A 23,659-nucleotide genomic window follows, 5' to 3' on the forward strand; every position below is an offset into this window, starting at 1 on the left:
GCTTCGACGAACGCCCCCCGGCGTCTCGACGAACGGCGCTCCTACCCCAGCCGACGGAACAGGTTGGCGATGCGCGCCATCAGTTCCTCGGGGTTGAACGGCTTCGCCACGAAGTCGTCGGCCCCGAGGCGGAGGCAGCGGATGCGGTCCGCGCTGGTGTCGCTGCCCGACAGGATGAGCAGCGGCAGCCGGGCCGTCCGCTCGTCGGCCCGGAGAGCCTCGGTGAACGCGAACCCGTCCAGGCCGGGCATCTTGAGGTCCGCCACGACGAGGTCCACGCCGCCCGCGCGGACCCGGTCCAGCGCGGCCGCCCCGTCCGCCGCCGACACGACCGCGTACTCGGCCCCGACGGCGCGGTCCAGAAACGCGAGCATGACGGGGTCGTCGTCGACGACCAGCACCGTTCGTGAGGAGTCGGGCATGATGCGGGGGGAGGTGCCCTCTAGTTTACGCTGAGTTGGCCGATGCCATCGGTCGCTCCCTTTGCTCATGCCGCTCTCCCGACGCGACCCCGCCCTGCTCTACGAGTTGTCGCTCGCCGTCGGGTCCTCGCTGGACCCGCGGGAGGCCGCGCGGACGTTCGCGGCGGCCCTGGTGGAGCGCCTCGGGCTGGATGGCGCCGAGGTGTGGGCCGACACGTGCGCACTGGACGCCACCGTGACGACCCACGGGCTCGACCTCCTCGTCCGCGTCGGCGAGCCGGTGCCGGTCTCCGAGGCGACGCGCGACGCGGCCCGCCACGCGCCTGCCCTGGCCGGCGCCACGGCGGTGCTGCCGCTCCCCGAGGTGGGCGTGCTCGCCTTCCATCGGGCCGACGAGCGACCGTTCATCGAGATCGAGGCCGACGCCCTCGGCCAGGTGGTCGACAAGTTCGCCGTGTCGCTGCGCGGCGCCCTCGCCCACTGCCAGCTCCAGCGCGGGACCGAGGAGCGCGACCGGGCCGAGAGCGCGAGCCGCCTCGCCGCCGAGCGGCTGGCGGCGCTGATCCGCACGTCCCCGGCGGCCGTCCTCGTCGAAACCGCCGACCGGCGCGTGACGCTCGCCAACCAGACCTTCTGCGATCTCTTCGGCATCCCTGCCCCGCCCGACGCCCTCGTGGGCATGGACTGCGCCGCCGCCGCGGACGAGTCGGCGGCGCTCTTCGCAGACCCGCCGGCCTTCCTCGCCAACGTCGACCGGCTGCTCGACGCCCGGGAGCGCGTCACCAGCGAGGTGCTGGAAATGGCCGACGGCCGGATGCTGGAGCGCGACTACGTCCCCATTCTGCTGGACGGGACCTACGCGGGGCACCTCTGGGAGTACCGCGACGTGACCGACCGCCTCCGCGGCGCACGCGAGATCGACCGCCTCCGCCAGTTCTACGAGTCCGTCCTGGAGTCCATCCCGGCCCAGCTGGCCGTGTTCGACCCGGACGGGCGCTACCTCTTCGTCACGCCGAGCGCGATCGGCGACCCGGAGCGGCGCGCGGCGGTGATCGGGCGGACCGACGAGGAGTATGCGGTCATGCGCGGCCTCCCGCCCGAGATCCCGGTGAAGCGCATGCAGACGATCCGCGACGTGGCGGCCTCGCAGGAGCCCATCCAGTTCGAGGAGTCGTTCCGGACGCGCGAGGGCGCGATGCGCCACTTCGTCCGCTTCGTGAGCCCGGTCGTGGACGAGGCCGGGACGACGACCCAGGTGCTCGGCTACGGGCTCGACATCACCGACCGGAAGGCGGCCGAGGAGGCGCTCGCAGCCAGCGAAGCCCTCAAGCGCGGCGTTTTCGAGTCGGCCCTGGACGCGGTCATCACCATCGACACGGCGGGGCGCATTCTCGAGTTCAACCCCGCCGCCGAGCGCACCTTCGGGCACCGCGCCGCCGACGTGATCGGCCACGTGATGGCGGACCTCATCGTGCCTCCGGCGCTGCGCGACGCGCACCGCGCGGGCATGGAGCGCTACCTCGCCACCGGCCACGGCCCCGTCCTGGGCACGCGCATCGAGGTCCCTGCCCTCCGCGCCGACGGCTCCGAGTTCCCCTGCGAACTGGCCATCAACCCGGTCCGCCTCGACGACAACCGCGAGGTGTTCACGGCCACGCTCCGCGACATCACCGAGCAGAAGGCGGCGCAGGACGCGCTCGCCGAGAGCGAGGGCCGCTACAAGCAGATCGTCGAGCACAGCCAGGACCTGATCTACCGGGCCGACCTCTCCGGACGGTTCACGTTCGCCAACGCCGTCGCCGCCCACCGCACGGGCCACCCCGAGGCGGACCTGATCGGGATGCCGTTCTGGGACCTCGTCGCCGAGGACCAGCGCGCCGACGTGGTCGCGTTCTACGCCCGCCAGATCGCCGACCTGGAGCCCAACACGTACCTCGAACTGCCCATCGTGACGGCAGACGGCGAGACGGTGTGGATCGGGCAGAACGTGCAGTTGCTGATGGAGGACGGCGAGCCGGTGGGCGTGCAGGCGGTCGCCCGCGACGTGACCGAGCGCCGCCGCGTGATGGACGAGTTGGTGGCCGCCCGCGAGACGGCCGAGCGCGCCAGCCGCGCCCGCGAGGAGTTCCTCGCCAACATGAGCCACGAGATGCGGACGCCGCTCAACGCGGTCCTCGGCATGGGCGAGCTGCTCCGCGAGACGGCGCTCGACGGCGAGCAGCGCCACTTCCTCGACGCCCTCTCGTTCTCGGCCGACCAGTTGCTGGCGCTCATCAACGACCTGCTGGACGTGGCCAAGATCGAGTCCGGCCAGATCCAGTTCGAGCGCGTCCCCTTCCGCCTCGACGAGGTGGTCGAGGGTGTGGCCGAGGCGCTCCGGTTCCGGGCAGCCGACAAGGGGCTCGCGCTGGCGCTCGACCTCGCCCCGGCGGTCCCGACCCGCCTCGTCGGCGACCCGGTGCGGCTCAACCAGATCCTCCTCAACCTGCTCTCGAACGCCGTCAAGTTCACCGAGCGCGGGCGCGTCCGCCTCTGCGTCGAGGTGGACGCGGTGCGCGACACGGAGGTCGCCCTGCGGTTCACCGTCGAGGACACCGGCGTCGGCATCCCGGAGGCCAAGCTGGCGGACGTCTTCGAGCGCTTCACGCAGGCCCGCAGCGACACCACGCGCCGGTTCGGCGGCACCGGCCTCGGGCTGGCCATCGTCAGGGAGCTGACCGAGCGGCAGGGCGGCACGGTGACCGTCACGAGCACCGAGGGCCGGGGCAGCACGTTCGTGGTCTGCCTCGCGTTCGCCCTCGCCGAGTCGGCCCCGGAGGCGCTGCCGGACGCCGCCGAGGCGGACCTGACGGGCGCGCGGCTGCTGATCGTCGAGGACAACCCGCTCAACCAGTTCGTCGCCCGCCGGATGCTGGAAAGCTGGGGCGCCGCCGTCGAGGTGGCCGAGAACGGCCGCGAGGGCGTCGAGGCGGTCGAGGCCGCGCACGCCCAGGGGGCGCCGTTCGACCTCGTCCTGATGGACATCCAGATGCCCGAGATGGACGGCTTCGAGGCGACCCGCCGCATTCGCGGGCAGCACGCGGCGGCCGACCTGCCCGTCCTCGCGCTCACCGCGTCGGCGCTCGTCGAGCAGCGCGGCCAGATGGACGCCGCAGGCATGGACGGGCTCGTGCTGAAGCCGTTCAAGCCCGTCCACCTGCGCCGCGCCGTCGCCGCGCACCTCGGCCGCACGACCGCCCCGCCCGACCCCGACGCGACCGCGGGCGCCGCCGACACGCTCGTGGACCTGGCGCAGTTGGAGGAGAACGTCGAGGGCGACCACCCCTTCATGCTGCGCCTGATCGACCTGTTCATCGACCTCGTGCCTGTCTCGGTCCGCACCCTGGAGACAGCCCTCGCCACCGACGACCTGGAGGGCCTGGCGTCGGCGGCTCACAAGCTGAAGTCGTCGGCCGGGATCCTGGGCATCGGCCCGCTCCACGCGCTGCTATCCGAGGTCGAGCGGCTCGCCACCGAGGGCCAGCCCGCCCGCCTCCCCGAGACCGTCGAAGCCACCGTCGCCACGGCCGCCGCCGCGGTCGACGAGTTGCACCGCCTTCGCCCCACCCTCACGACACCATGACCTGCCTCGTCGTCGACGACGATCCCATCGCGCGGGCGCTCGTCGAACGCTTCGTCGAGCGCCACGACGCGCTCACCCTGGTCGGCGCCTGCGAGGACGCCGTCGAGGCGGCCAACGTGGTCGCCCGCCGCCGCGCAGCCGAGATGCCGCTGGAGCTCCTGTTCCTCGACGTCGAGATGCCCGACATGTCGGGTCTGGAGCTGGCGGAAGCCATCGGCGCCGGGCCGTCGGGGTCGCGCCCCCAGGTGATCCTGATCACGTCCAAGGAGGAGTACGCCCGCGAGGCGTTCGACGTGGAGGTGACCGACTACCTGATCAAGCCGCCCACGTACGGGCGCTTCGTGAAGGCCGTCGAGCGCGCCCTCGCCCGCACCGAGGCCGCGCCGTCGGCCCCGGCCGACCCCGACACGCTGTTCGTCAAGGCCGACGGGCGGCTGGTCCGTCTCGACCTTCGGGAGGTGGCGTGGATCGAGGCGCAGAAAGACTACGTGCTCTTCCACACCGAGGCCAGGGACCACCTCGTCCACTCGACGATGAAGGCGTTGGAGGCGCGGCTGCCGGACGCGTTCGTGCGCGTCCACCGCTCCTACCTCGTCCGCCTCGACCGCATCGGGGACGTGGAGGACTCGTCTCTGGTGGTCGGCCGGAAGGTGATCCCGGTCGGGGCCACCTACCGGGGCCCGCTGCTGGAGCGGCTCAACACGCTCTGAGGCATGGGGCGGGGCCTCCGGTCGGCCCGCCTCGGCACCGAGGCGGACCGAGCCGCCCTACCGCAGCCCCGTCACGCCGGCCTCGATGCGATCACAGGCGCGCATCAAGGTGTCGAGGTCGGTGGCGTAGGAGAGCCGGACGCCCGCGTCGGAGCCGAACGCCTCGCCGGGGACGAGCGCCACGTCGTGCGCTTCGAGGAGGTAGGTGCAGAGCGAGACGCTGCCCGTGATCTCCGTGCCGTCGGGCGTCGTGCGGCCGTACAGCGCCGACACGTCCGGGAAGAGGTAGAAGGCGCCCTGGGGCGTCGGGCAGGTGACGCCGTCGAGCGCGCGGAGGCGGGCCAGGACGGCGTCGCGGCGCTCGCGGAAGGCGGCGACCATCGTGTCGATGGGCTCGGCGCCGAGCGTGAAGGCGGCCATCGCGGCGTACTGCGTGATGGACGACGGGCCGCTGGTGAGCTGGCTCTGGATCTTGGCCGTCGCGCCGGACCACCATGCGGGTGCGGCGAGGTAGCCCAGCCGCCAGCCCGTCATGGCGAAGACCTTCGAGAAGCCGTTGACGGTCGCCGTCCGGTGCCCCATGCCGTCGAGCGCGCCGAAGGCCGCGAAGGTCGCGTCGAACACGACGCGCTCGTAGATCTCGTCCGAGATGATCGCGACGTGCTCGTGGCGACGCAGGACGGCCGCGAGGCCCTCCAGTTCGTCGGGCGAGTAGACCGCGCCGGTCGGGTTGGACGGGCTGTTGAGGATCAGCACGCGCGTCCGCTCGGTGATGGCGGCCTCCAGCTGGTCGGGCGTGAGCTTGTACTCTGCGGCCGCGGTGGCCTCCACGGCGACGGGCGTGGCGCCCGCGAGGCGGGCCATCTCGGGGTAGCTCACCCAGTACGGCGCCGGGATCAGGACCTCATCGCCGGGCTGGCAGATGGCGAGCAGCGCCTGGGCGACGGACTGCTTGGCGCCGTTCGAGCAGACGACCTGGGCGGCGGTCACGTCGAGCCCGTTCTCCGTCCGCAGCTTCTCGGCGATGGCCTCGCGCAGCTCCGGGATGCCGGGGTTGGGCGTGTAGCTGAAGCGCTCGTCGCGGAGCGCCTGGTGGGCGGCCTCGACGATGGGGGCGGGTGTCGGGAAGTCGGGCTCGCCGGCCGAGAGGGCGATCACGTCGCGGCCCTCGCGGCGCAGTGCGGCGGCGCGTCCGGAGATCGCCAGCGTCGCCGACGGCTGCATGGCCGCGACGCGCGGGCTGAGGGTGTCGAGGGCGGGGGCCGGGGTCGTCATGGAGGCGTGGAAGGGGCGGCGCAAGGTAGGCCGGTCCGCCTCGGGGGGGCGACGGGCGGCGCTCTGGAAGCGCTTCTCTTCGCGGAGTCAGGCAGCCGGTGAGCGAGGGGGCGCGGTCGAGGGCCTCGCGGACCGCCTCGAGGAGGTCACGGGGCGCCTCGACACTGTCTGGGGGCGTGTCGGAGGCGACGGGGGCCGTGTCGGAGAGCTCCGATGCCGTGTCGGAAGGCTCCGATGCCGTGCCGGGGGGCTCCGATGCCGTGCCGGAGGGCTCCGATGCCGTGCCGGAGGGCTCTGACGCCGTGTCGGGGGGCTCCAACGCCGTCTCGGAGGGCTCTGATGCCGTCTCGGAGGGCTCCGATGCCGTCTCGGAGGGCTCCGATGCCGTCTCGGAGGGCTCCGATGCCGTCTCGGATTGCCTTCACAATCAGCGGCGCGTCACGGTCGGGGGGTGTCGCGGAGGCCCGCGAGCGCCTCTACCACGACCGGCGGCACGAACGAGGACACGTCCCCCCCCCACCGGTGGATGTCGCGGACGATGGAGGCGGCCACGAACGTGTGGGCCTCGGCCGGCATCAGGAAGACGGTCTGGAGCTCCGGGTGGAGGCGCCGGTTGGCGAGCGCCATCCGAAACTCGTAGTCGAAGTCGGACACCTGCCGGAGGCCGCGCACGAGGGCGACGGCGCCGGTCGCGCGGGCGTGGTCCACGAGGAGTCCCTCGAAGGCGGTCACCGAGATCCGGTCGTGGCCGTCGAGGTCGGCGACGCAGGCCTGCACGAGGCCGACGCGGTCCTCGATGGAGAAGAGCGTCTGCTTGGAGGCGTTGACGGCGACGGTGACCTCGATCCGGTCGAACACGTGGAGGGCCCGCTCGAGCACGTCCAGGTGACCGTACGTGACGGGGTCGAAGGTGCCGGGGTAGAGGGCGAGGCGTTCCACAGAGGTGCGGGAGGTGCGATGCGGGAAGATCGGTCCCCGGCGCGCACTCTGCTCATTCCTCCCTCCCCCCTTCGAACACGCTCAGGACGGTGCGGCCGTAGGCGCGCGTCCACACGAGGCCGTCGGCCTCGGCGAAGTCGTGGCGGGCGTCGTGCTCCAGGACGAACAGGCCGCCCGACGCGAGGTGCGGGCGGGCGGCAGAGGGAAGCGTCGGCAGCTCGGCCAGCGCGTAGGGCGGGTCGGCGAGGATGAGGTCGAACTCGCCCGCGAGGCGCCCGAGGTGAACCAGGGCGTCGGCGCGGACGGTGGCGACGCGGTCCAGCACGCCGAGCGACTGGGCGTTGCGGCGGGCGAGGGCGAGCGTCGGGCCGTGGCGCTCGACGAGGGTGGCGTGGGTGGCGCCGCGGCTCACGGCCTCCAGCCCCAGCGCGCCGCTACCTGCGAACAGGTCGAGCACCCGCGCCCCGCCGAGGTCGATCCGCGACTGAAGTGCGCTGAAGAGGGCCTCGCGGACGCGGTCCGCCGTCGGGCGCGTCCGGTCGCCCTTGGGCGCCTCGATGGGGCGCCGGGCCAGCGTGCCGCCGGTGATTCTCATGGCGAGGTACCGGGTCCCGAACAGACGGAAGGGCACCGCCGCGCCTCGTGCTCCGCGGCCTGTCCCATCCTTACAGGGCTGCGCCGAGGACGGGGGTGAAGGCGGCCAACTCCGCAGGATCGGCCTCGGGGCGGCGCCGGAACGGGCTGAAGGGGTCGATCCAGGTCGCCTCCGCGCCGGTGAACTCGGCGGTCAGGTCCAGGCGCTCGTCGGTGGCGTCGTCGCCGTAGACGCGGAGGCCTGCGAGGTCGGCGGTGCCGATGCCCGCCTGCTGGAGGGCGGCGAGCGCGAAGTAGGCCGTGTCGGCAGGCGCCGTGCTGGGGCCGTGCGTGCCGAAGAGGAAGACGCCGTCACGGGCGACGGCCACCTCGGTGTGCTCGGAGAAGGCCCCGACCACCAGCGAGGCGCCCGGGCCGGCCACGGCGGCAGCGGCCCGCGTCGAGTCGGCGAGGTCGTAGCCGCCGACGCCGAGCACCTCGGCGAGGCGCGCGAGGCGGACGTGGACGGTCTCGTCGACGTGCACCACGTGGACCCACTCGCGGTCGCCCTGCGGCGTCGCCTCGACGCGGACCGAGCGCGACCGGACGCGGACCGCCTGGGTGGGCGAGAGGTCGGCGAGGAGCGCGGTCTCCTGCCGGAGCTGCCCGGCCCGAACGTCCGGGGCGAGGGCGACGGGGAGGCGCGAGAAGAACGACGTCGTCACGGTCGGGTGCGCCGCGAGGACCAGCGTGTCGGCCGCGGTCCCGCCGAGGCCTTCCACGAGCGCCTCGGCCACGGTCTCCAGCGCGGCGCCGTTGCCGGTTTCGAAGATGGCGCGCTCGGCGTCGAAGTCGAAGTCGGCGGCGCCGAGGCGACGGAGGGAGGGGCCGGTCTCGCCGGGGACGACCTCGGCGAAGCGGAGCGTCCGCCCGCTGAGGCCGGCGACAGCGACGGCGCGGGCGGGTTCGCTCATCGGATTACTCCCAGGAGGCCGCGTTGCGGAGGGACGGGTTCGGGTCGCGGGAGCCGATCGAGTCGGCCTCGCTGTCCGGGTCGGCGAGCCAGTAGATCTCGACGCCGGTCGTGTCGCTGACGAGTTCGTAGAGGAACGGCGTGCCGGAGCGCGGCGAGACCGCGAGCGAGTCGGCCATCGGGGGCCCGAGGCGCTCCTCTTCGCCGCCGGCCTGGGCCGCGAACACCGAGTCGGTGCGCGCGAACAGGACGAGCGAGTCGAGGGTGGACGGGTAGTTCCCGAGCGAGTCGCGGTAGGAGATCAGAGCCGTGCGGACGTCCGACATGCGCTCGCGGGTCAGGTCCGTTTCGCGCTGGGCCGCCGCCGCCCGCTGCGCCGGGACCACCGTGACGAAGAAGAGCACGACGCAGAGGCCGATGATGAGGAGGCCGAGGAGGGCGCGAATCGCGAGGTCGGATCCGCTGGCGCCAGTGTTGGCCATCAGGAGGCGGGGTGGGTCGAGAGAGGGGATGAGGCCGGGTCCGGCCGGCTGCACAGGATACCCCCGGCGCGGCCGGATTGGCAAGACGGCGGGCCTCCCCAGACCCCGCAGCCGCGGGTAGGTTGCTCCCTCCGCCTCCGCCTGTCCTGCTACGCACCCCGTGACCCGCCTCAGCGTCAACCTGAACAAGGCCGCCCTCATGCGCAACGCGCGCGGCGGCGACCGCCCCGACCTCTCCCGCCTCGGTCGCCTCGCCGTGGAGGCCGGGGCCGTCGGCCTGACGCTGCACCCCCGGCCCGACGGCCGCCACGCGCTCGACAGCGACGTGGCCGCGCTCGCGGCGTGGCTCCCGGCAGCGGGCCACGAACTCAACGTGGAGGGCAACCCGTTCGAGGGTCCCGCCACCCACGGGGACTACGCGTTTCCGGGCTTCATGGCGCTCCTCCGCCAGACGCGCCCCACGCAGGCGACGCTCGTGCCGGACGCGCAGGGCCAGCGCACCAGCGACCACGGCTGGGACCTCACCCGCGACGGCCCCCGCCTCCGCCCGCTCGTCGCCGAGCTTCGGGCGCAGGGCGCGCGCGTGAGCCTCTTCCTCGACCCCGACCCGGCCGCCGTCCGCGTCGCCGCCGACCTCGGGGCCGACCGCGTGGAGCTCTACACCGGCCCCTACGCCTGGGCCCACGCCCGTGGCGACGCCGAGGCGGAACTCGACCGCCACCGCGCCGCCGCGGAGACCGCCGCAGAAGTGGGGCTGACCGTCAACGCGGGGCACGACCTCGACCTCGGCAACCTCGCCCCTTACCTCCGTGCCGTGCCCGGTGTCGCGGAGGTCTCCATCGGGCAGGCCCTCCTCGCCGACGCGCTCGTGATGGGGCTCGACGCGACCGTCCGCGCCTACGTCGAGGTGATCCAGACGGCGCACGACGCGGCGTGAGCCCCAGGCTCCGCCCGTTCCCACGTTTCGAAACACCCTCCTGGGAAGTCGAGACGACCTGAGACGAGGCCTTCCCAGGCGAAGAGCAAAGTCGTGCCTCAGGAACGATTTGCCTCCCTATCGCAGGCCTGACGGGGCAAAATCCGAGAACGGAACGGCTCTCGCTTGGCGTGTGCGCGCCCTCCCGTGCTCTCATGCCTCAGACCCTGCTGGCCCTCGCAGCCATTCTCATGTTCTCGTATTTCGCGCTGTCGCAGCATTCGGCGACGGCCGATGTGGAGCGGTTCGCGATCACGGGCGAGATCGAGATGGCCGCCGCGCGGCTGGCGCGGCAGCGACTCGCCACCATCACGGCGCGGGCCTTCGACGAGGCGGACGTCGGCGAGAGCCGCGTGCGCACCAGCCCGACCGGCCTCTCCCCCCTCGGCCCGGACGACGGCCTCCTGACGGAGACCTCCGAGGCCGACTACGACGACGTCGACGACGCGCACGGGGCCCCGGCACGCGCCGTCTCCGCGCCCTGGATGGACGAGACGATCGCGTTCACCGACTCCGTGTCGGTCCGCTACGTCGCCGTCGGCACCTCGGGCATCACGTTCTCCGGGACGCCGACGCTGATGAAGGAGGTCACCGTGACGGTCCGCGCAGCGCCCCAGGGATTCGTGGGGCGGCCTGAGATCGCGGCCACCCTGTCCCAGGTCGTCACCCCGAGCTCCAACTAGCCCCATGGCCTTCCTCCTCGATCACCTGACCGCCATCCTGGTGGGGTCCCTCCTGCTGGTCGGGCTCCTGTTCATCCAGCAGCGCAACAGCACCTCGGCCGTCGAGTCGACGATTCGGTACCAGACCGAGTCCCAGGCGACCGCGTTCGTGGAGACGCTCGCCCGCGACCTCGAGAACGCACGGACGCGCGACCAGTCGCGGACGGCCCTGGGCCCCTACGAGGCCGACTCCCTCGGCGGCTCGACCGTCCGCTCGCTCGGCCTGCACCTCTTTCCGGGCACCGCCGACACCGAGTGGATCCAGTTCGTGACCCTCGCCGACCCGGAGGCCAGCGCCGACGACGACGCCACGACCACCTCCGACCTGATCGCGGTGGCCTACCGCATGGAGCCGACCGGCGAGCAGGTCACGGCCAGCGGCCAGATCCGCAACCTCCACCGCATCGTCCGCTACGTGTACGACGGGACCGGCACCGGCACCGGGTCCTGGCTGCCCGAGGGGGCCAGCCCGCCCACCGTGGTCGGGTTCCGGGTGAACGCGCTCCCCGGCGGCACGAGCGGCCGCATCACGACGCTGCCGCCTCGCGTGGACCTGACGGTCGAGATGGCCTTCGAGACGCCCAGCCGCCGCGCGGCGGACCAGACCTCGCGAGCCGAGAACGGCCTCACGCGCCAGGGGGCGACGGCGCGCATCTACGCCGCTGGCACCGGCAACCTGTCGCTGCCGCCGTCCCAGGGCAGCACCCTGATCCCCCGCGTGCCGTGGGTCCCGGCGGTCCCGCCGCCGCCGCCGCCCTCGCCGCCGCCGCCGGGTGGTCCCGGCCCGGGCACCCCGACTCCGCCGCCGCCGCCGCCGCCGGGCCCGAGCACCCCGCCGCCGCCGCCGACCCCGGCGCCCCCTCCCTTCGACACGACCGGCACCAGTGCCGGCGGCCTCTAGACCTCTCCTTCCATGGGACGCGCCCTTCTGATCATCGTCCTTGCTGCCGTCCTCGGCGGGAGTTACCTCACCATCAACTCGCTGAGCGCGCGCAACGAGACGCTCGGGCGCCGCTCGGGCGCCCAGGCGACCATGCTCGCCCGGCAGATCTCAGAGAGCGGCATGGCCATCGCCCTGTCGGAGGTGACCCAGTACGATGGGTTCTCGAACGACGGCCTCTTCCCGAGTGAGCGCGACTACAACGACGGGACGATCCGCTTCGAGTCCTACGACGACTCGCTGACCCCGTCGACGCCCAACGGGCAGCGCATTTCGGTGCGGGTGAGCGGCGAGTTCGGCGGCGCGACGCACCGCCTCGCGAGCGTCTACGAGCTCGACCCGATGGACTTCCCCGGCCCGGTCTGGCTGGACGTGCCCCACGCCGTCGCCGCGGTCCACGCCAACGCCGAGCTGTCCGGCGGCGACTTCGGCTACACGCCGCAGGTGGACCCCCAGAAGTACAATGACCTGGAGATCTCGGAGTTCGGCTTCACGCTCGACGGCGTCCGGGCGGCGTTCGCCGGTGCCTCCGACGTGGTCGCCCCGGGCGCGTCGCTCCCGGCCTGGGACATGGGCGGCACCACCAACGACGGCAAAGGCCGCACCGCCGACCTCGGCGCGGGCGTGACCACGGCCGACGGCCTGTACTACGCGCTCCGCAACGCCGTCGACACAAGCGACGGCGACCAGGTGATGGCGGGCGGCCTGACGGTCACGGGCTCGCAGACGCTCGGCACCGCGCCGCAGTCGATCACGCGCATCGAGGGCCCGCTCACGGTCGGCCCCGGCGCCCGCCTCTCCGGCGAGGGCGCGCTCCTGATCGAGGGCGACCTCGTGGTGCGCGGCCGGCTCGACTGGGACGGCCTCGTCGTCGTCCGCACCGAGGCGGACCACCTGACCGTGGACCTCACCGGCCCGACCACCATCGACGGCGCGCTGGTGGTGGCGCAGGAGGCCTACCCGCCGGGCGGCCACAGCGACCTGACCGTCTTCCGCCAGCCCGACGGCAACTGGACCAAGGCCTGGGGCCGCCGTGAGGCCGGGCCGGGCGCCCTCCACGCGACGCCGCGCGGCCTCACGCCCGAGTGGCCCTTCTGGAACCACATCCACAAGTTCGACCACCCCACCCCGGGCGACGTCGACTACACCAACCGACGCCGCGGCGAGATCCACCTCGTCGACGACGACGCGGGCGATCCGCAGGAGAGCTACACCGGCCTCCGCGAACTGCTCGACCACCTCGGCTCGACGCCCGTCCAGGTCGAGTTCGCCAACGTCGGCGCCAACGGCCAGTCCATCGTCGAGGTGGAGGTCGACGGCGAGACGCCGATGCAGCGCGGCCTGAACCTGGGCTTCGCCGGGACCGACCTCCAGGGCGCGACCCGGTACCGCTCGAAGACGTTCCCGGCCGAGGACCTGGAGCGGCTCGTGATCCGGCCGCAGAGCCTCCGGTCGTTCCAGAAGCTCTGGGACTCGGCGGGCGTCTGCTCCGAGTCGCCGATCCCCGAGTGGCCCGTCTGCGTGGGCCTCCACCGCAACGACCGCGAGGGCGCGCTGACGGTCCGCATCCGGCGGGCCAGCGGCGGCGTGGCGCTCTACGAAGCGGCGGTCTACTGGCACATGCAGGTCGGCTCGGAGGAGGCCCAGTACCAGGCCGAGTTGGACGCCTGGCGCACGGGCGTCAGCGACGGCTCCATCCCCTTCGGCACGGACCTCACGATGGGCCCGAACACGGCCATCACCTACGAGCTCGGCCCCGTCGTCTCGCTCGCCGAGAAGGTCGGGTTCGACGGCAACGAGGTGGTCCACGTCTCGACCGAAAGCAGCCTCGACGAGGCGCCCCGCGCCTCGGCCGGCCGGCCGTCGGCCCCTCCCACGACGCCCACGCCCGGCAACCCCGACCCGGACGGCGACGGACTGGTGGAGGTGTGCCACATGCCGGGCACCGGGGCCGAGAGCGACCTCGTCGTGAGCGTCCTCTCGATCGCGATCCACCTCGGACACGGCGACCCGTTCGGGACCTGCACGTAGTCTCCGAGCCGCCTCGTTTTCCCACGCCGCCGTGTCCCTCTGGATGCGGCGGCGTGGCCGTTCAGGGCGGGTCCGCTTCGAAGCCGGGCAGGGGTGCCGGTACAAAGCACACAGAGAGAGGTAACCCGCTCCCGCTCAGTCACTTTCCCCCTCGAAGGGGAGAGGGCGCCCGGAGACTACCCAGCGGCCTGGTGGAACCGAATCGCTCCATCTCGGCGCAGAATTGTGGTTGCACGCCGGAGCGCCGACGCGGGCACGGAAGTCGCGAGGGCATAGGACTGCCCCGGCTCCCTCCTCCATGCCTCAGACGCTCCTCGCCATCGCGGCCATCTTCTGCTTCGGGCTGCTCGCCCTCGGGCGGCAGCGGCACGATAACGACCTCACGCGGCACACGATCGCGATGGAGGCGGAGCTTGCTGCCGTGGACGCGGCCACGGCGCGGATGACGGCCATCGAGCGGCTGGCCTTCGACGAGGAGGACATCGACCGGACCGGCATCCGGGCGCAGCCATCCTCGACGCCCCTCGGGCCCGACGGCGGCGAGACCTCCCCGGCCGACTTCGACGACGTGGACGACTGGGCGGGCAGCGACGCCACCACCGACGTGCCTGTCGGCGCGGGCTCGCTCCGCTTCCGCACGACTGTGCGCGTCCGCTACGTGAACAACCTCGCGCCGACCACGCCCTCCGCCAGCGCGACGCTGACCAAGGAGATCCTCGTCAGCGTGGTGGAAGTGCCCGAGGGCACCATGGACCGGGCCCCAGCCGAGGCGTCGCTCCGCCGCGTGGTCACGCCCGCCGGCATCGCCTCCCGCACCCCGCCGTCCCCATGACGTTCCTCCTCGACAACCTGACGGCCATCGTCGTCGGCACCGTGCTGATCGGCGCGCTGTTCGTGCTCCAGCAGCGCGGGCAGCAGACCGCCGTGGCGGCCGTCCAGCTCCAGCAGGCGCAGACGCAGGCCAACACCTTCACCACGACCGTCGAGCGGGAGTTGGAGAACGCACGCAGCCGCGCCGAGACGGAGCGGATTTACCAGGTCGCGTCCGGCGCGAGCCGCTTCGGCACGGACCGCTACCGCTTCGGCATCCGTCAGGCGACTGCCTCCGACGGCACGGTCTACACGAGCCAGCTCGTCTTCCCGACCCACAGCGACCCGGACGCCCTCGACGCCTCGCCGATCCAGACGGTGATCTACGAGGTGACCGAGACCGCCGGGACCGCACGCGTGGACAACCGCGACCGGCCACTGCTCGAGGTGGCCCGGTTCGAGTTTCCACGCGGCGGCCCGCTCCGCCGGACGGGCGTCTACACCCGCATCGTGGACTTCGACGTGACGGCGTTCGCCGCCGACGGCACCGAGGTCACGGCGCAGGCCCAGATGGCCGAGACGCCGGTCCGCGTCCACGTCGAACTCCGCTTCGCGCCCGACGTGGTGAGGCAGCAGACCAGCGATCAGGCCCGGGACATGGTCACCTCGACCCGCCTCGCCCGCACCGCGCGCGTGACCGGCGCGCTGGCTCAGACCGGCGACGCGCCCGTGGACGCCACCCTCCCGGGCGGCCTCCCGCCGCTCCTGCCCGGCGACCCTGGCTTCGTGGCGGGGTCGTCGCCCTCCTCTGCGCCTCCCCCGACCACGGGCGGCGGCGGCCAGGGCGGCTCCGGTGGCCAGGGCGGCTCCGGCGGCCACGGCGGCTCCGGCGGCCACGGCGGCCACGGCGGCTCCGGCGGCCAGGGCAGCGGCGGCGGCCAGGGCGGCTCCGGCGGCCAGGGCGGCTCCGGCGGCATCGGTACCTGACCGCGCCGTTCAGCCCCACGGCCCACCCCTTTCGTTCACAGTCTCGACCCTCCCCAAACCCATGGGACGCTATCTCCTTTTCCTCGTCCTCGCTGCCGTCGTCGGCGGCGGCCTGCTCACGCTCAGCATGCGAGGCACGCTCTCGGGCTCCCTCCAGCAGCACGCTGAAACCCAGGCGGACGTGCTCGCCCGCGAGATCGCCGAGGCGGGCCAGAGCGTCGCCCTGAGCGAGATGGTCGGCGGGGGGGCCTTCCGCGACCCCACCGTCCGCCTCGGCGACTCGCAGGACTACGAGGGCGGCCAGTTCCAGATCGAGTACATCCCCGGCGCCGGCGGCGCCGAGGCCACGCTCCGGGTGACCGGCTCCCACGGCGGCGCCATCCACACCATCGAGAGCACCTACGCGATCCAGCCGCTCGACGCGCCGGGGCCGCTCTGGCTCGACGTGCCCTACGCGACCGCCTCGGCGGTCGGCGGCACGAAGATCTCGGGCAACGGGCACGACGTGCAGTTCGACCGCCGCAAGCACGACGACCTCGAACTGGAAAGCCTCCTCCCGCTCGACGACATCGACGATGACATCGGAGCGGCCATGGGGACCGCGCACAGCAACCTCTCGGTACCGGCCGCCGACGCCTGGGCGGGCACCGGCGGCCTCCTCGACGGCCTCAACGTGGACGACGCGGAGGGCCTCTACCAGAAGGCGCTCGGCGCCCTCGACACCGACAACGGCGACATCCGGTACGACGGCGACTGGACGGTCGGCGCCCCGGCCGCGATGGCGTCCGGTCGCGGGACGACGTTCGGCGGCGGCCCGCTCGCCACCGTGCCGATGCTGGGCGCCCGCGTGGCCACGTTCGCCTTCGCGCCCGCCGCGATGCTCCCGGCCGCCGCGGCGCCCGGCGGCACCCTCCCCGACGCCACCTTCGGCACGGCCGCCAGCGGCACCCAGATCACGCTCTTCGACGGCGACCTCACCGTCGCCGGGTCGCTCTCCGGCCACGGCGTCCTGCTGGTCGGCGGCGCGCTGACGGTGTTGCCGGGCGCCGACCTCACGTGGAACGGCATCGTGATCGTGCACGGCACCGACGCGGTGCTGCCGATCGATCTCGACGGCGTCGTGGACGTGACCGGCATGATGGTGGTCGTCCACGAGGCGTTCCCGCCGGGCGGCCACCTCGACGTGTCGGTGTACCGCGCGCAGGCGGGCATGAACCCCGCCATCCCCAAGGGCGACGTCTCGGAGCAGCAGTACCCCTGGACGACCAAGCCGGGCTTCCCCTTCCACCAGCACATGCACGCCTTCGACATCACGCCGGCGTCCGCGCCGCGAGGCGACCGGGTGTTCTTCACCGAGAGCGGCGTCGGCCGGCACGAGAGCGTGGTCCAGTTCAAGGAGTTCCTGTCGCGCTTCGGCGCCACGCCGGTCTACCTGACCTTCGGCAACCCGCAGAACGACGGGCACTCGCGCTTCCGGCTGGACGTCGCCGGCGCCGACGGCACCGAGGGCGTGTTGAAGCGCTCCGTGCAGGCGGGCTTCGGCCGCTTCGCGGCGGCGGGCAACGACCTGCGCACGAAGTCCTTCCCCGCCAACGCGCTCCGCGCCTTCGACGTGGACGTGCTGAGCCTGCGCGCCCTCAAGAAGGGCTTCGACGACCCCGCGTGCGTCGAGTGGCCCATCTGCATCGGGCAGGACTGGAACCGCCGCGGCGCCCTCGCGGTGCGCGTCCACCGCGCCAGCGACGACGCGCGGCTCTACGAGTCGACCCTCTACTGGCACATGCGGACCGACGAGATCGCGACGCACGCCGCCGAGGAGGAGGCGTGGCGCACCAAGATCCGCAACGGCGAGGCGTTCGGCGCACACCTGAGCTTCGGCCCGGATGTCACGCTGACGTTCGACATCCGCGAGGTCGCCGAGCTGTCGGAGCGGCTCAACTTCGACGGCACCCAGGTGGTGCTCGTGTCCTCTTCGACGTCGCACAAGACGGCCGCGGAGATGCGGGCCGGAGACGGCTCGGGCTCGAACGCCGTCTGCCACGTCTCTGCGAGTGGGAACCAGAACACGCTCACCCTGGACGCGAGCAGCTTGCAGAACCACCTCGCCCACGGCGACCTGCCCGGTGTCTGCCAGTTGCCCCCGGGCTGCGCGTCGCCCGGCGACCAGGTCCAGATCTGCAACAAGCCCAACGGTCAGGGCATCTGGCGCGATCGAACGGTCGACTGCGACAAGGTCCAGAATCACCTCAACCACGGGTGCCGCCTGGGCACGTGTGAGGCCAACGGCCTGCCCACCACGGCGCCTCCGGGCGGCGGCAACGCCACCGTGACGATCTGCCTGCTGGGCGCCGAGATCCAGATCAGCACGTCCGCCCTGGACGGCTACCTCGCCCTCGGGGCCACGGTCGGCTCGTGCTCCGGCGGCTCCGGCGGCTCGTGACCCAGGCGTCTCCTTCGAGCCATTAGGGACGACGGACGGTCGGCCGATACTCCGGGCCATGGCGCCCGCCCCGCTCTCGTTTCCCCTCCCCGCCGCCCGGGCCCTCTCGAACCTCCGGTTCGGGATGGTCTGGGCGGCGGCGATGGTGGTCGCCCTCGACGTCTGGTTCCACCTCGGCGGCGGCGTGGCCTCCCCCGACCTCGCGGGGTGGTTCGACGCGGCGAGCGAGCGCGGGCTCGGCTCGTGGCTGTCGGTCACGCAGACGGTGCTGGTCGCCCTCACGCTGTGGGTCGTCGTCGCGGTCGTACGGCGGACCGGCGCGTCGCGGGCACGCGTGGCGGGGTGGGTCGCGCTCGCGACCTTCGTGTCGTACCTCGCCCTGGACGACGGCACCCAGATTCACGAGCGGGTGGGACGAGCCTTCGGAGCCTCGGAGGCGAGCGAGCGCGGGGTCGGGGCGGCGTTCCCGAGCTACTACTGGCAACTCGTGCTCGGGCCGGTGTTCGCGGGCGCAGGTCTGTTCATGGCCGTCTTCCTGTGGCGCGAGTTCCGGGGAAGCGATCTCTGGCGGCTCGTCGGCGGCGCGTTCGCCCTCCTGGGCACGGCCGTCGCCATCGACTTCGTCGACGGCCTCCCGGATGGGCACCCCCTCGACCTGATCGGGCGCGTGGGGTCGATGGCCCGCGTCGAGGCGGTGGCGGAGACCTCGTTCCGCCTGCCGGGGCCCGCGGTGGTCCTCCACCTCTCGCGGATCGTGGAGGAGAGCCTCGAAATGGTGGCGATGACGCTCCTCTGGGTCGCCTTTCTGACGCACCTGACGCACCTCGCGGGGGGCCTCCTCCTGACATGGACGCCGCAGGAGCCGACTTCGTCGCGCATCCTCCGGGCCGACCTCGCCGAGCGCCTGGCGGCGACCGAGCCCGAGCGGACGGCGGCCGTGCTCGCCGAAGAGTGACCCGCGGCGAACGGGGCACGACGTCGCGCGTTCGGATGGTTCGCCCCCGCCCCGCATGACTCCCGACGCCCCTCTCGACCCCGACTCCCCCCACCTCGGCCCCGAGGCAGAGGAGGCTCGCCCCACCCTCGCCACGCCCGACGAGGCCGCGGAGGCCTACGGCGTCCCCGTGCCCGCCGCCGACGCGCCGCCGCCCACCCACCAGAGCGGCTACGTCGCCATCGTGGGCGCGCCCAACGTGGGCAAGTCCACGCTGCTGAACCGGTGGCTGGGGACGAAGCTGTCCATCGTGTCGCCCCGGCCGAGCACGACGCGCAACCGCGTCCTCGGCATCCTGACCGCCGAGGCGGGCGAGGTGGAGGCCCGCCCTGCGGGCTACCAGTTGGTGCTGCTCGACACGCCCGGCGTCGTCCGCCCCAAGTACCGCCTCCACCAGCACATGATGCGCGACGTCGACCGCTCGCTCGGCGACGCCGACGTGACGGTCTTCCTGGCGGACGCCACCGAAACGCGCCTCACGCACGACGCGCTGAGCGCTGCCGAGCGCGTCCAGAACGCCCGCGGGCCGGTCCTGCTGGCGCTCAACAAGGTCGACAAGCTGGGCCTGGTGGACGAGGCGCTGCCGCTCGTGGAGCTCTACACCGAGGCGCTCGGCCGCGCGCCCGACGCCGTCGTCCCGATCTCCGCGCGGACGGGCGCCGGGACCGACGCGCTGCTGGAGCTGGTGCTGGACCGCATCCCCGAAGGCCCGCCTTACTACCCGGCCGACCAACTCTCGGAGCACCCGGAGCGCTTCTTCATCTCTGAGATCGTCCGCGAGGCCATCTTCCACCGCTTCCGCGACGAGGTCCCGTACGCGACGCAGGTGGTGGTGGTGACCTACCAGGAGCGCGAGGGCAAGAAGGACTTCGTGGCCTGCGACATCGTCGTCGAGCGGGACTCGCAGAAGGCGATCCTGATCGGCAAGGGCGGGCAGGCGCTCAAGCACCTCGGGCGCGCGGCGCGCGAGGAGATGGAGGCCTTCCTCGGCCGCGGCGTCTACCTGCAGCTGTTCGTCAAGACGCGGGCCGACTGGCGCGACAAGGAGGGGCACCTCCGCGAGTACGGCTTCGGCGCCTGACCCGGACCTCTCCCCGATACACCCGCGGCCGGACGCTGCCTCTCCAGGCGAGCGTCCGGCCGCGAGCCGTTCAGACCGGCGCCGTCAGCGGACGACGGTGAGCCGCTCGGTCGCCACCACGGACCCGGCCGCGAGCCGGACCACGTAGACGCCCGGCGCCCACGCCCTAGCGTCCACCGCCACCTCGAAGCGGCCCGCCTCGGTCGGCCCGTCGGCCACCACGGCGACCTCGCGGCCCAGCGCGTCGTAGACGGCCACGCGCACCACCGCGGCCTCGGCCACCTCGTAGGCCACCGTCGCCCGGCCCGGCGCCGGGTTCGGGTACGGCGCCCGGAGCGTCGTCGCAGCCGGGAGCGCCACCGAGGCGGACGGAGCCGCGGCCACGGTCGCGGGCGCGTCGCTCGTCACGCCGGTCTCGCCGACCGTCACCGTCGCCTCGCCGACGACTGCGTCGCTCGCCTGGACCGTCGCCAGCGCCGCCGAGGCGCTCTTGTCGAAGGCGTAGCTCGCCACCGCCAGCGTGTCCACGCTCTGCGTGCCGACGTAGCGCCGGTACGTGTAGGTGCCGTCCGCGGCGCCCGCCTGGAGCACGATCCGCGTCGCGCGGGCCACCGCCTCGTCCGGGGCGAGGGTCAGCGCCGCGGCGCTCTGGACCTCGGAGGTCGTGCCGCCGGGCGTCGTGAGCGTGGTCCACGTCTGCGTCGTCACCGTCTGGCCGGTCGGGTTGTTGATCTCGTACTTGATGCGGAAGTCGCCGCCCTCCGGCCCGACCACGACGGCGCCGACGGGCTCGAAGCGCGACAGCGCGACGCCGACCGAGGTGATGGAGAGTGCCACGTCGGTGGCCGACACCGTCACGTCGCCGACCACGCCGAGGGGCAGGTCGACTGTGTCGAAGGCACCCACACAGGCCGTGGCGCAGGTCACGAGCGTGTAACTCTCGCCCGGCGACGGCACGAAGCCGTCCACGAACGTCACCGCCAGCGTGCCGCCGAGGGTGCCCGTGTCGGTCGCCGCGAGCTGGTCGTACTCGGTGCCCACCGCCAGCCCGCCGATCTCGACGTCCAGCCGGGCGTCGGTGTCGAGCGTGATCGAGCCGTCGATGGTCAGCACGCCCGGGGACAGGCCGGGGGCGAGGACGCCGCCCACGAGCGGCGGCGACGGCAGGTCGAGCGTCCCGGTCCCGGCCAGCGTGCCGGTGTTGGTCAGCGGACCGCCGAACCGGAGCGCGCCGCCGGGCAGGCGTACCGTGCCCCGGTTGTCGAACGGCACGCCGACGACGCCCTCCGTCCCCGCCTCGGAGCGCTCGAAGACCCCCAGGTTGGTGAAGCTGCCGCTCCCCTCGACGTTGTCACCCAGCGCCGCCTCGAAGAGGTAGAGGCCGTTGTTGAAGAACGAGCCGTTGATCCGGAGGTCGCCGCCCGTGTGGCGGATGAGTCCCGAGTTGCGGAGCGTGCCCGTGTAGGTGTGCGCGCCACCGACGAGGTCCAGCTCGGCGCCGCTCTCGATGATGATCTGGGACGCGTTGATCGTGCCCGTGCCCCACGTCCCGCTGGCAAGGCGTCGGCTGATCGTGAGCCGACGGATGTTGTCGAGCAGCGTCGTGGACGCCCCCTGGCCGAACGCGAACAGGGTGCGGACCACCACATCGGCGCCGCCGAAATCGACCTTGCCGTACACGTCGAGCGTGCGGAAGCGGAGCGTCCCGCCCGGCTCGTACTCGACCTGCGCGTTGATGCCGGGCACCAGAAGCTCACGCACCGGCGCCCCACCGGGCAGGCGCAGCAAGCCCGCGTAGTGCGTCACCGTCCCGGCGTTGACGGCCCCGGCGGAGAGATCCACCAGGTCGAAGTTGGAGTTGACCTCCAGCGCGCCCACCCGGATATCCGCCGCACTCGTGAGCGTGCTCACCGCGCTCGAACTGCCGTAGAGCCCCAGCGTGCCGCCTCCGCGGACCGTCGTGGCCGCGTCGATGGCGAGGTCCTGGTTGAAGAGCTCGATCATGGTCCCGGTCGGGATGAGGATGCTGGCCTCGTTTATCGAGATGCCCCCCGGCTCGATGCCGGTGTTCAGCTGGAGCGTGCCCGCCAGCACGCGCACGTCGCCGCCGTCGATGGCGAGCGAGTCCGGCACCAGCCGCACCGTGTCGAAGGACGGGAACGGGAAGGGCCCGATGCTGGCGTCCGACTGGAGCGTCCCCTGCACGACCAGCGCGCCCGGCCCCGCGATCTGGTTCGAGTTGCTGTAGGCCCGGAAGAGGCCCTCAGGCAGGATCACGAGATCGCCCGAAGCGGGCGTCGGGTCGTTGACGTTAGAGCCGAGGGTGAGCCGCAGGTTCGTCCACTCGAGGATGCCCGCGACCTCCATCCGCCCCTTGATGTGATTGTTTCCTCTCGACAGCACCGTCGCGCCCGGTGAAACGGTGAACACGCCCGCCGTCTCGATCGTCCCGCTGTTCCAATCCATCTCGCCGGTGACGGTCAGGTCGGCGAGGTTGCGGAGCCCGTCCACGTTGGCGGATTGCAGTGCGACGGTTTCGACCGAGGCCGAGCCGCCGTTGAAGTCGATGGTGCCGAACGAGTCGAACGTGATGACGGAGCTGAGGTCGAATGTGGCGGGGGCACCGGTGAACGTGATGTCGCCCGGTACCGGCCCCCCGCTGCCCAGCGGCCGGGCATCGACGCGCATGGCGTCGAGAGAGGACGCTGCGGAGCCGTCGACGAGCATCAGGCCGCCACCCGTCATCCACAACGCGGGGGAGGTGACGGTTGAGCCGGTGAGGTCGCACGTCTCTCCCAGGCTGTTGTTGCACTCGACGGTCCCCACCGAGAGGGCGGTGGAGGTCGCAATGCCATCGGTAATGCGCAGTCGGCCGGTGCCGCCGATCTGAGTCGAGGCATCGGCGGTGATGGCGTCTGTGCCCACCTCGGCATCGATGCTGAACTGTCGGCCGGGACTGATCTCCAGAACACCAGTGCCCACGTAGCCGGTGCCTCGAAGCACGGCGTTGCCTTCCACCTGCAAGGCGCCGATGAACCGACTCTCGTCCAGTGTGACGACTGTGCCTGCAGGCAAGATGGCCGTGTGGTCCGTGCTGAGGGGGTGGAAGCACGGAGGCCCGGGGCTGACCTCGATGCAGTTGTTCCAGTTTGTGCCAGTGGTCCAGTCACCAGCGCCCCCGGCGGTCCAGACGAAGGTCTGGGCAGAGGGTGAGGCCGAGACAGCGGTTAGAAAGAGAAAGAGAAGGATGCGCATTCCGCAGGAGGAGGAAAGAGAGCCGTTGCACGGTCGATCCCCTGGGACCGCCGAATGTGTTGCTAGCCCATTCGTCGTTTGGCAGCCGGGAGGGTCACGGGTCGTCGTCGCCGCACACGAATCACTCAGACCACGCTCACGACTCCCCTCCCCACCATGTGCGAGTGGCGCCGTCAGCCGCCCAGGCTCGCCGATCACGAGCGGCCCGTCCCTCCACCTCGGCGACCGTGCGCCCCCTCCGCAGAGAGCCCCGAGGCGGGGAGAGCCAACCCATCAACAGGTGGATTCGGAACGCATCCATGCCGTCCGACTGGGGAAGAGCCTGAGTTTCAAGGGCTAGCGCTTCCCTAGGCCAGCGTTGCAGCCTCTTTTTGAGCCGGGAGGACGCCACCGCCGCCGCCTGCACGTAGTTTTGGGCCTGTGGTTT

The 23,659-nt window shown here is 72.6% G+C and carries 18 protein-coding genes; 11 read left to right on the forward strand and 7 right to left on the reverse strand.

What is annotated here, in order from left to right; all coding sequences use genetic code 11:
* Positions 1-41: 41 nt before the first annotated feature.
* Positions 42-422: a response regulator transcription factor gene (locus B1759_RS06510; protein WP_158225151.1), complete on the reverse strand. Its 381-nt coding sequence runs from the start codon at positions 420-422 to the stop codon at positions 42-44.
* 67 nt (positions 423-489) lie between these two features.
* Between B1759_RS06510 and B1759_RS06515 the strand changes: the two genes are divergently transcribed.
* Positions 490-4,044, forward strand: a complete 3,555-nt coding sequence (locus B1759_RS06515) for a PAS domain-containing sensor histidine kinase (protein WP_095514210.1) — start codon at positions 490-492, stop codon at positions 4,042-4,044.
* Positions 4,041-4,754, forward strand: a complete 714-nt coding sequence (locus B1759_RS06520) for a LytTR family DNA-binding domain-containing protein (protein ID WP_095514211.1) — start codon at positions 4,041-4,043, stop codon at positions 4,752-4,754. The genes B1759_RS06515 and B1759_RS06520 overlap by 4 nt, the downstream gene beginning before the upstream one ends.
* 57 nt (positions 4,755-4,811) lie before the next feature.
* Here B1759_RS06520 and B1759_RS06525 read toward each other — a convergent pair whose 3' ends face one another.
* From B1759_RS06525 to B1759_RS06545, 5 genes are all read right to left on the reverse strand, one after another.
* Complete coding sequence (locus tag B1759_RS06525) at positions 4,812-6,029, reverse strand: pyridoxal phosphate-dependent aminotransferase (protein ID WP_095514212.1); 1,218 nt, start codon at positions 6,027-6,029, stop codon at positions 4,812-4,814.
* Between the two features lie 438 nt (positions 6,030-6,467).
* Positions 6,468-6,968, reverse strand: coding sequence for a pantetheine-phosphate adenylyltransferase (gene coaD / locus B1759_RS06530; protein ID WP_095514213.1), 501 nt, complete (start codon positions 6,966-6,968; stop codon positions 6,468-6,470).
* Positions 6,969-7,020: 52 nt separating this feature from the next.
* Entirely contained in the window at positions 7,021-7,563 is a 543-nt protein-coding gene (locus tag B1759_RS06535; protein ID WP_095514214.1) for an RsmD family RNA methyltransferase, read from the reverse strand.
* A gap of 70 nt (positions 7,564-7,633) precedes the next feature.
* Positions 7,634-8,515, reverse strand: coding sequence for a hypothetical protein (locus tag B1759_RS06540; protein WP_095514215.1), 882 nt, complete (start codon positions 8,513-8,515; stop codon positions 7,634-7,636).
* Positions 8,516-8,519: 4 nt separating this feature from the next.
* A complete protein-coding gene (locus B1759_RS06545) occupies positions 8,520-8,996 on the reverse strand; it encodes a hypothetical protein (protein WP_095514216.1) in 477 nt (158 codons plus the stop codon).
* 160 nt (positions 8,997-9,156) lie between these two features.
* Here B1759_RS06545 and B1759_RS06550 point away from each other — a divergent pair, with 160 nt between their 5' ends.
* The 9 genes from B1759_RS06550 to era all read left to right on the forward strand — a co-directional run bounded on the left by B1759_RS06550 (position 9,157) and on the right by era (position 19,977).
* Positions 9,157-9,933: a pyridoxine 5'-phosphate synthase gene (locus B1759_RS06550; protein ID WP_095514217.1), complete on the forward strand. Its 777-nt coding sequence runs from the start codon at positions 9,157-9,159 to the stop codon at positions 9,931-9,933.
* A gap of 194 nt (positions 9,934-10,127) precedes the next feature.
* Positions 10,128-10,655: a hypothetical protein gene (locus tag B1759_RS06555; protein WP_095514218.1), complete on the forward strand. Its 528-nt coding sequence runs from the start codon at positions 10,128-10,130 to the stop codon at positions 10,653-10,655.
* Between the two features lie 4 nt (positions 10,656-10,659).
* Entirely contained in the window at positions 10,660-11,595 is a 936-nt protein-coding gene (locus B1759_RS19940; RefSeq protein WP_198948775.1) for a hypothetical protein, read from the forward strand.
* Positions 11,596-11,607: 12 nt separating this feature from the next.
* A complete protein-coding gene (locus B1759_RS06565; RefSeq protein ID WP_095514219.1) occupies positions 11,608-13,665 on the forward strand; it encodes a hypothetical protein in 2,058 nt (685 codons plus the stop codon).
* A 298-nt stretch (positions 13,666-13,963) separates the two neighbouring features.
* Positions 13,964-14,497 (forward strand): hypothetical protein, encoded by a 534-nt coding sequence (locus B1759_RS06570; RefSeq protein WP_095514220.1) that lies wholly within the window; start codon positions 13,964-13,966, stop codon positions 14,495-14,497.
* A complete protein-coding gene (locus B1759_RS19220) occupies positions 14,494-15,462 on the forward strand; it encodes a hypothetical protein (RefSeq protein ID WP_143537282.1) in 969 nt (322 codons plus the stop codon). The genes B1759_RS06570 and B1759_RS19220 overlap by 4 nt, the downstream gene beginning before the upstream one ends.
* Positions 15,463-15,523: 61 nt before the next feature.
* Positions 15,524-17,902, forward strand: a complete 2,379-nt coding sequence (locus tag B1759_RS06580; RefSeq protein ID WP_095514221.1) for a hypothetical protein — start codon at positions 15,524-15,526, stop codon at positions 17,900-17,902.
* Between the two features lie 58 nt (positions 17,903-17,960).
* Positions 17,961-18,857 carry a hypothetical protein gene (locus tag B1759_RS06585; RefSeq protein ID WP_095514222.1) on the forward strand — a complete coding sequence of 299 codons (897 nt, stop codon included), beginning with the start codon at positions 17,961-17,963 and terminating at the stop codon, positions 18,855-18,857.
* Positions 18,858-18,912: 55 nt separating this feature from the next.
* Positions 18,913-19,977, forward strand: a complete 1,065-nt coding sequence (gene era / locus B1759_RS06590) for a GTPase Era (RefSeq protein WP_095514223.1) — start codon at positions 18,913-18,915, stop codon at positions 19,975-19,977.
* Between the two features lie 84 nt (positions 19,978-20,061).
* On the opposite strand, the gene B1759_RS06595 is transcribed toward era, so the two are convergent.
* Complete coding sequence (locus B1759_RS06595) at positions 20,062-23,232, reverse strand: T9SS type A sorting domain-containing protein (protein ID WP_095514224.1); 3,171 nt, start codon at positions 23,230-23,232, stop codon at positions 20,062-20,064.
* Between the last annotated feature and the right edge of the window lie 427 nt (positions 23,233-23,659).

Source organism: Rubrivirga sp. SAORIC476 (genome assembly GCF_002283555.1).
Taxonomy (GTDB): domain Bacteria; phylum Bacteroidota; class Rhodothermia; order Rhodothermales; family Rubricoccaceae; genus Rubrivirga.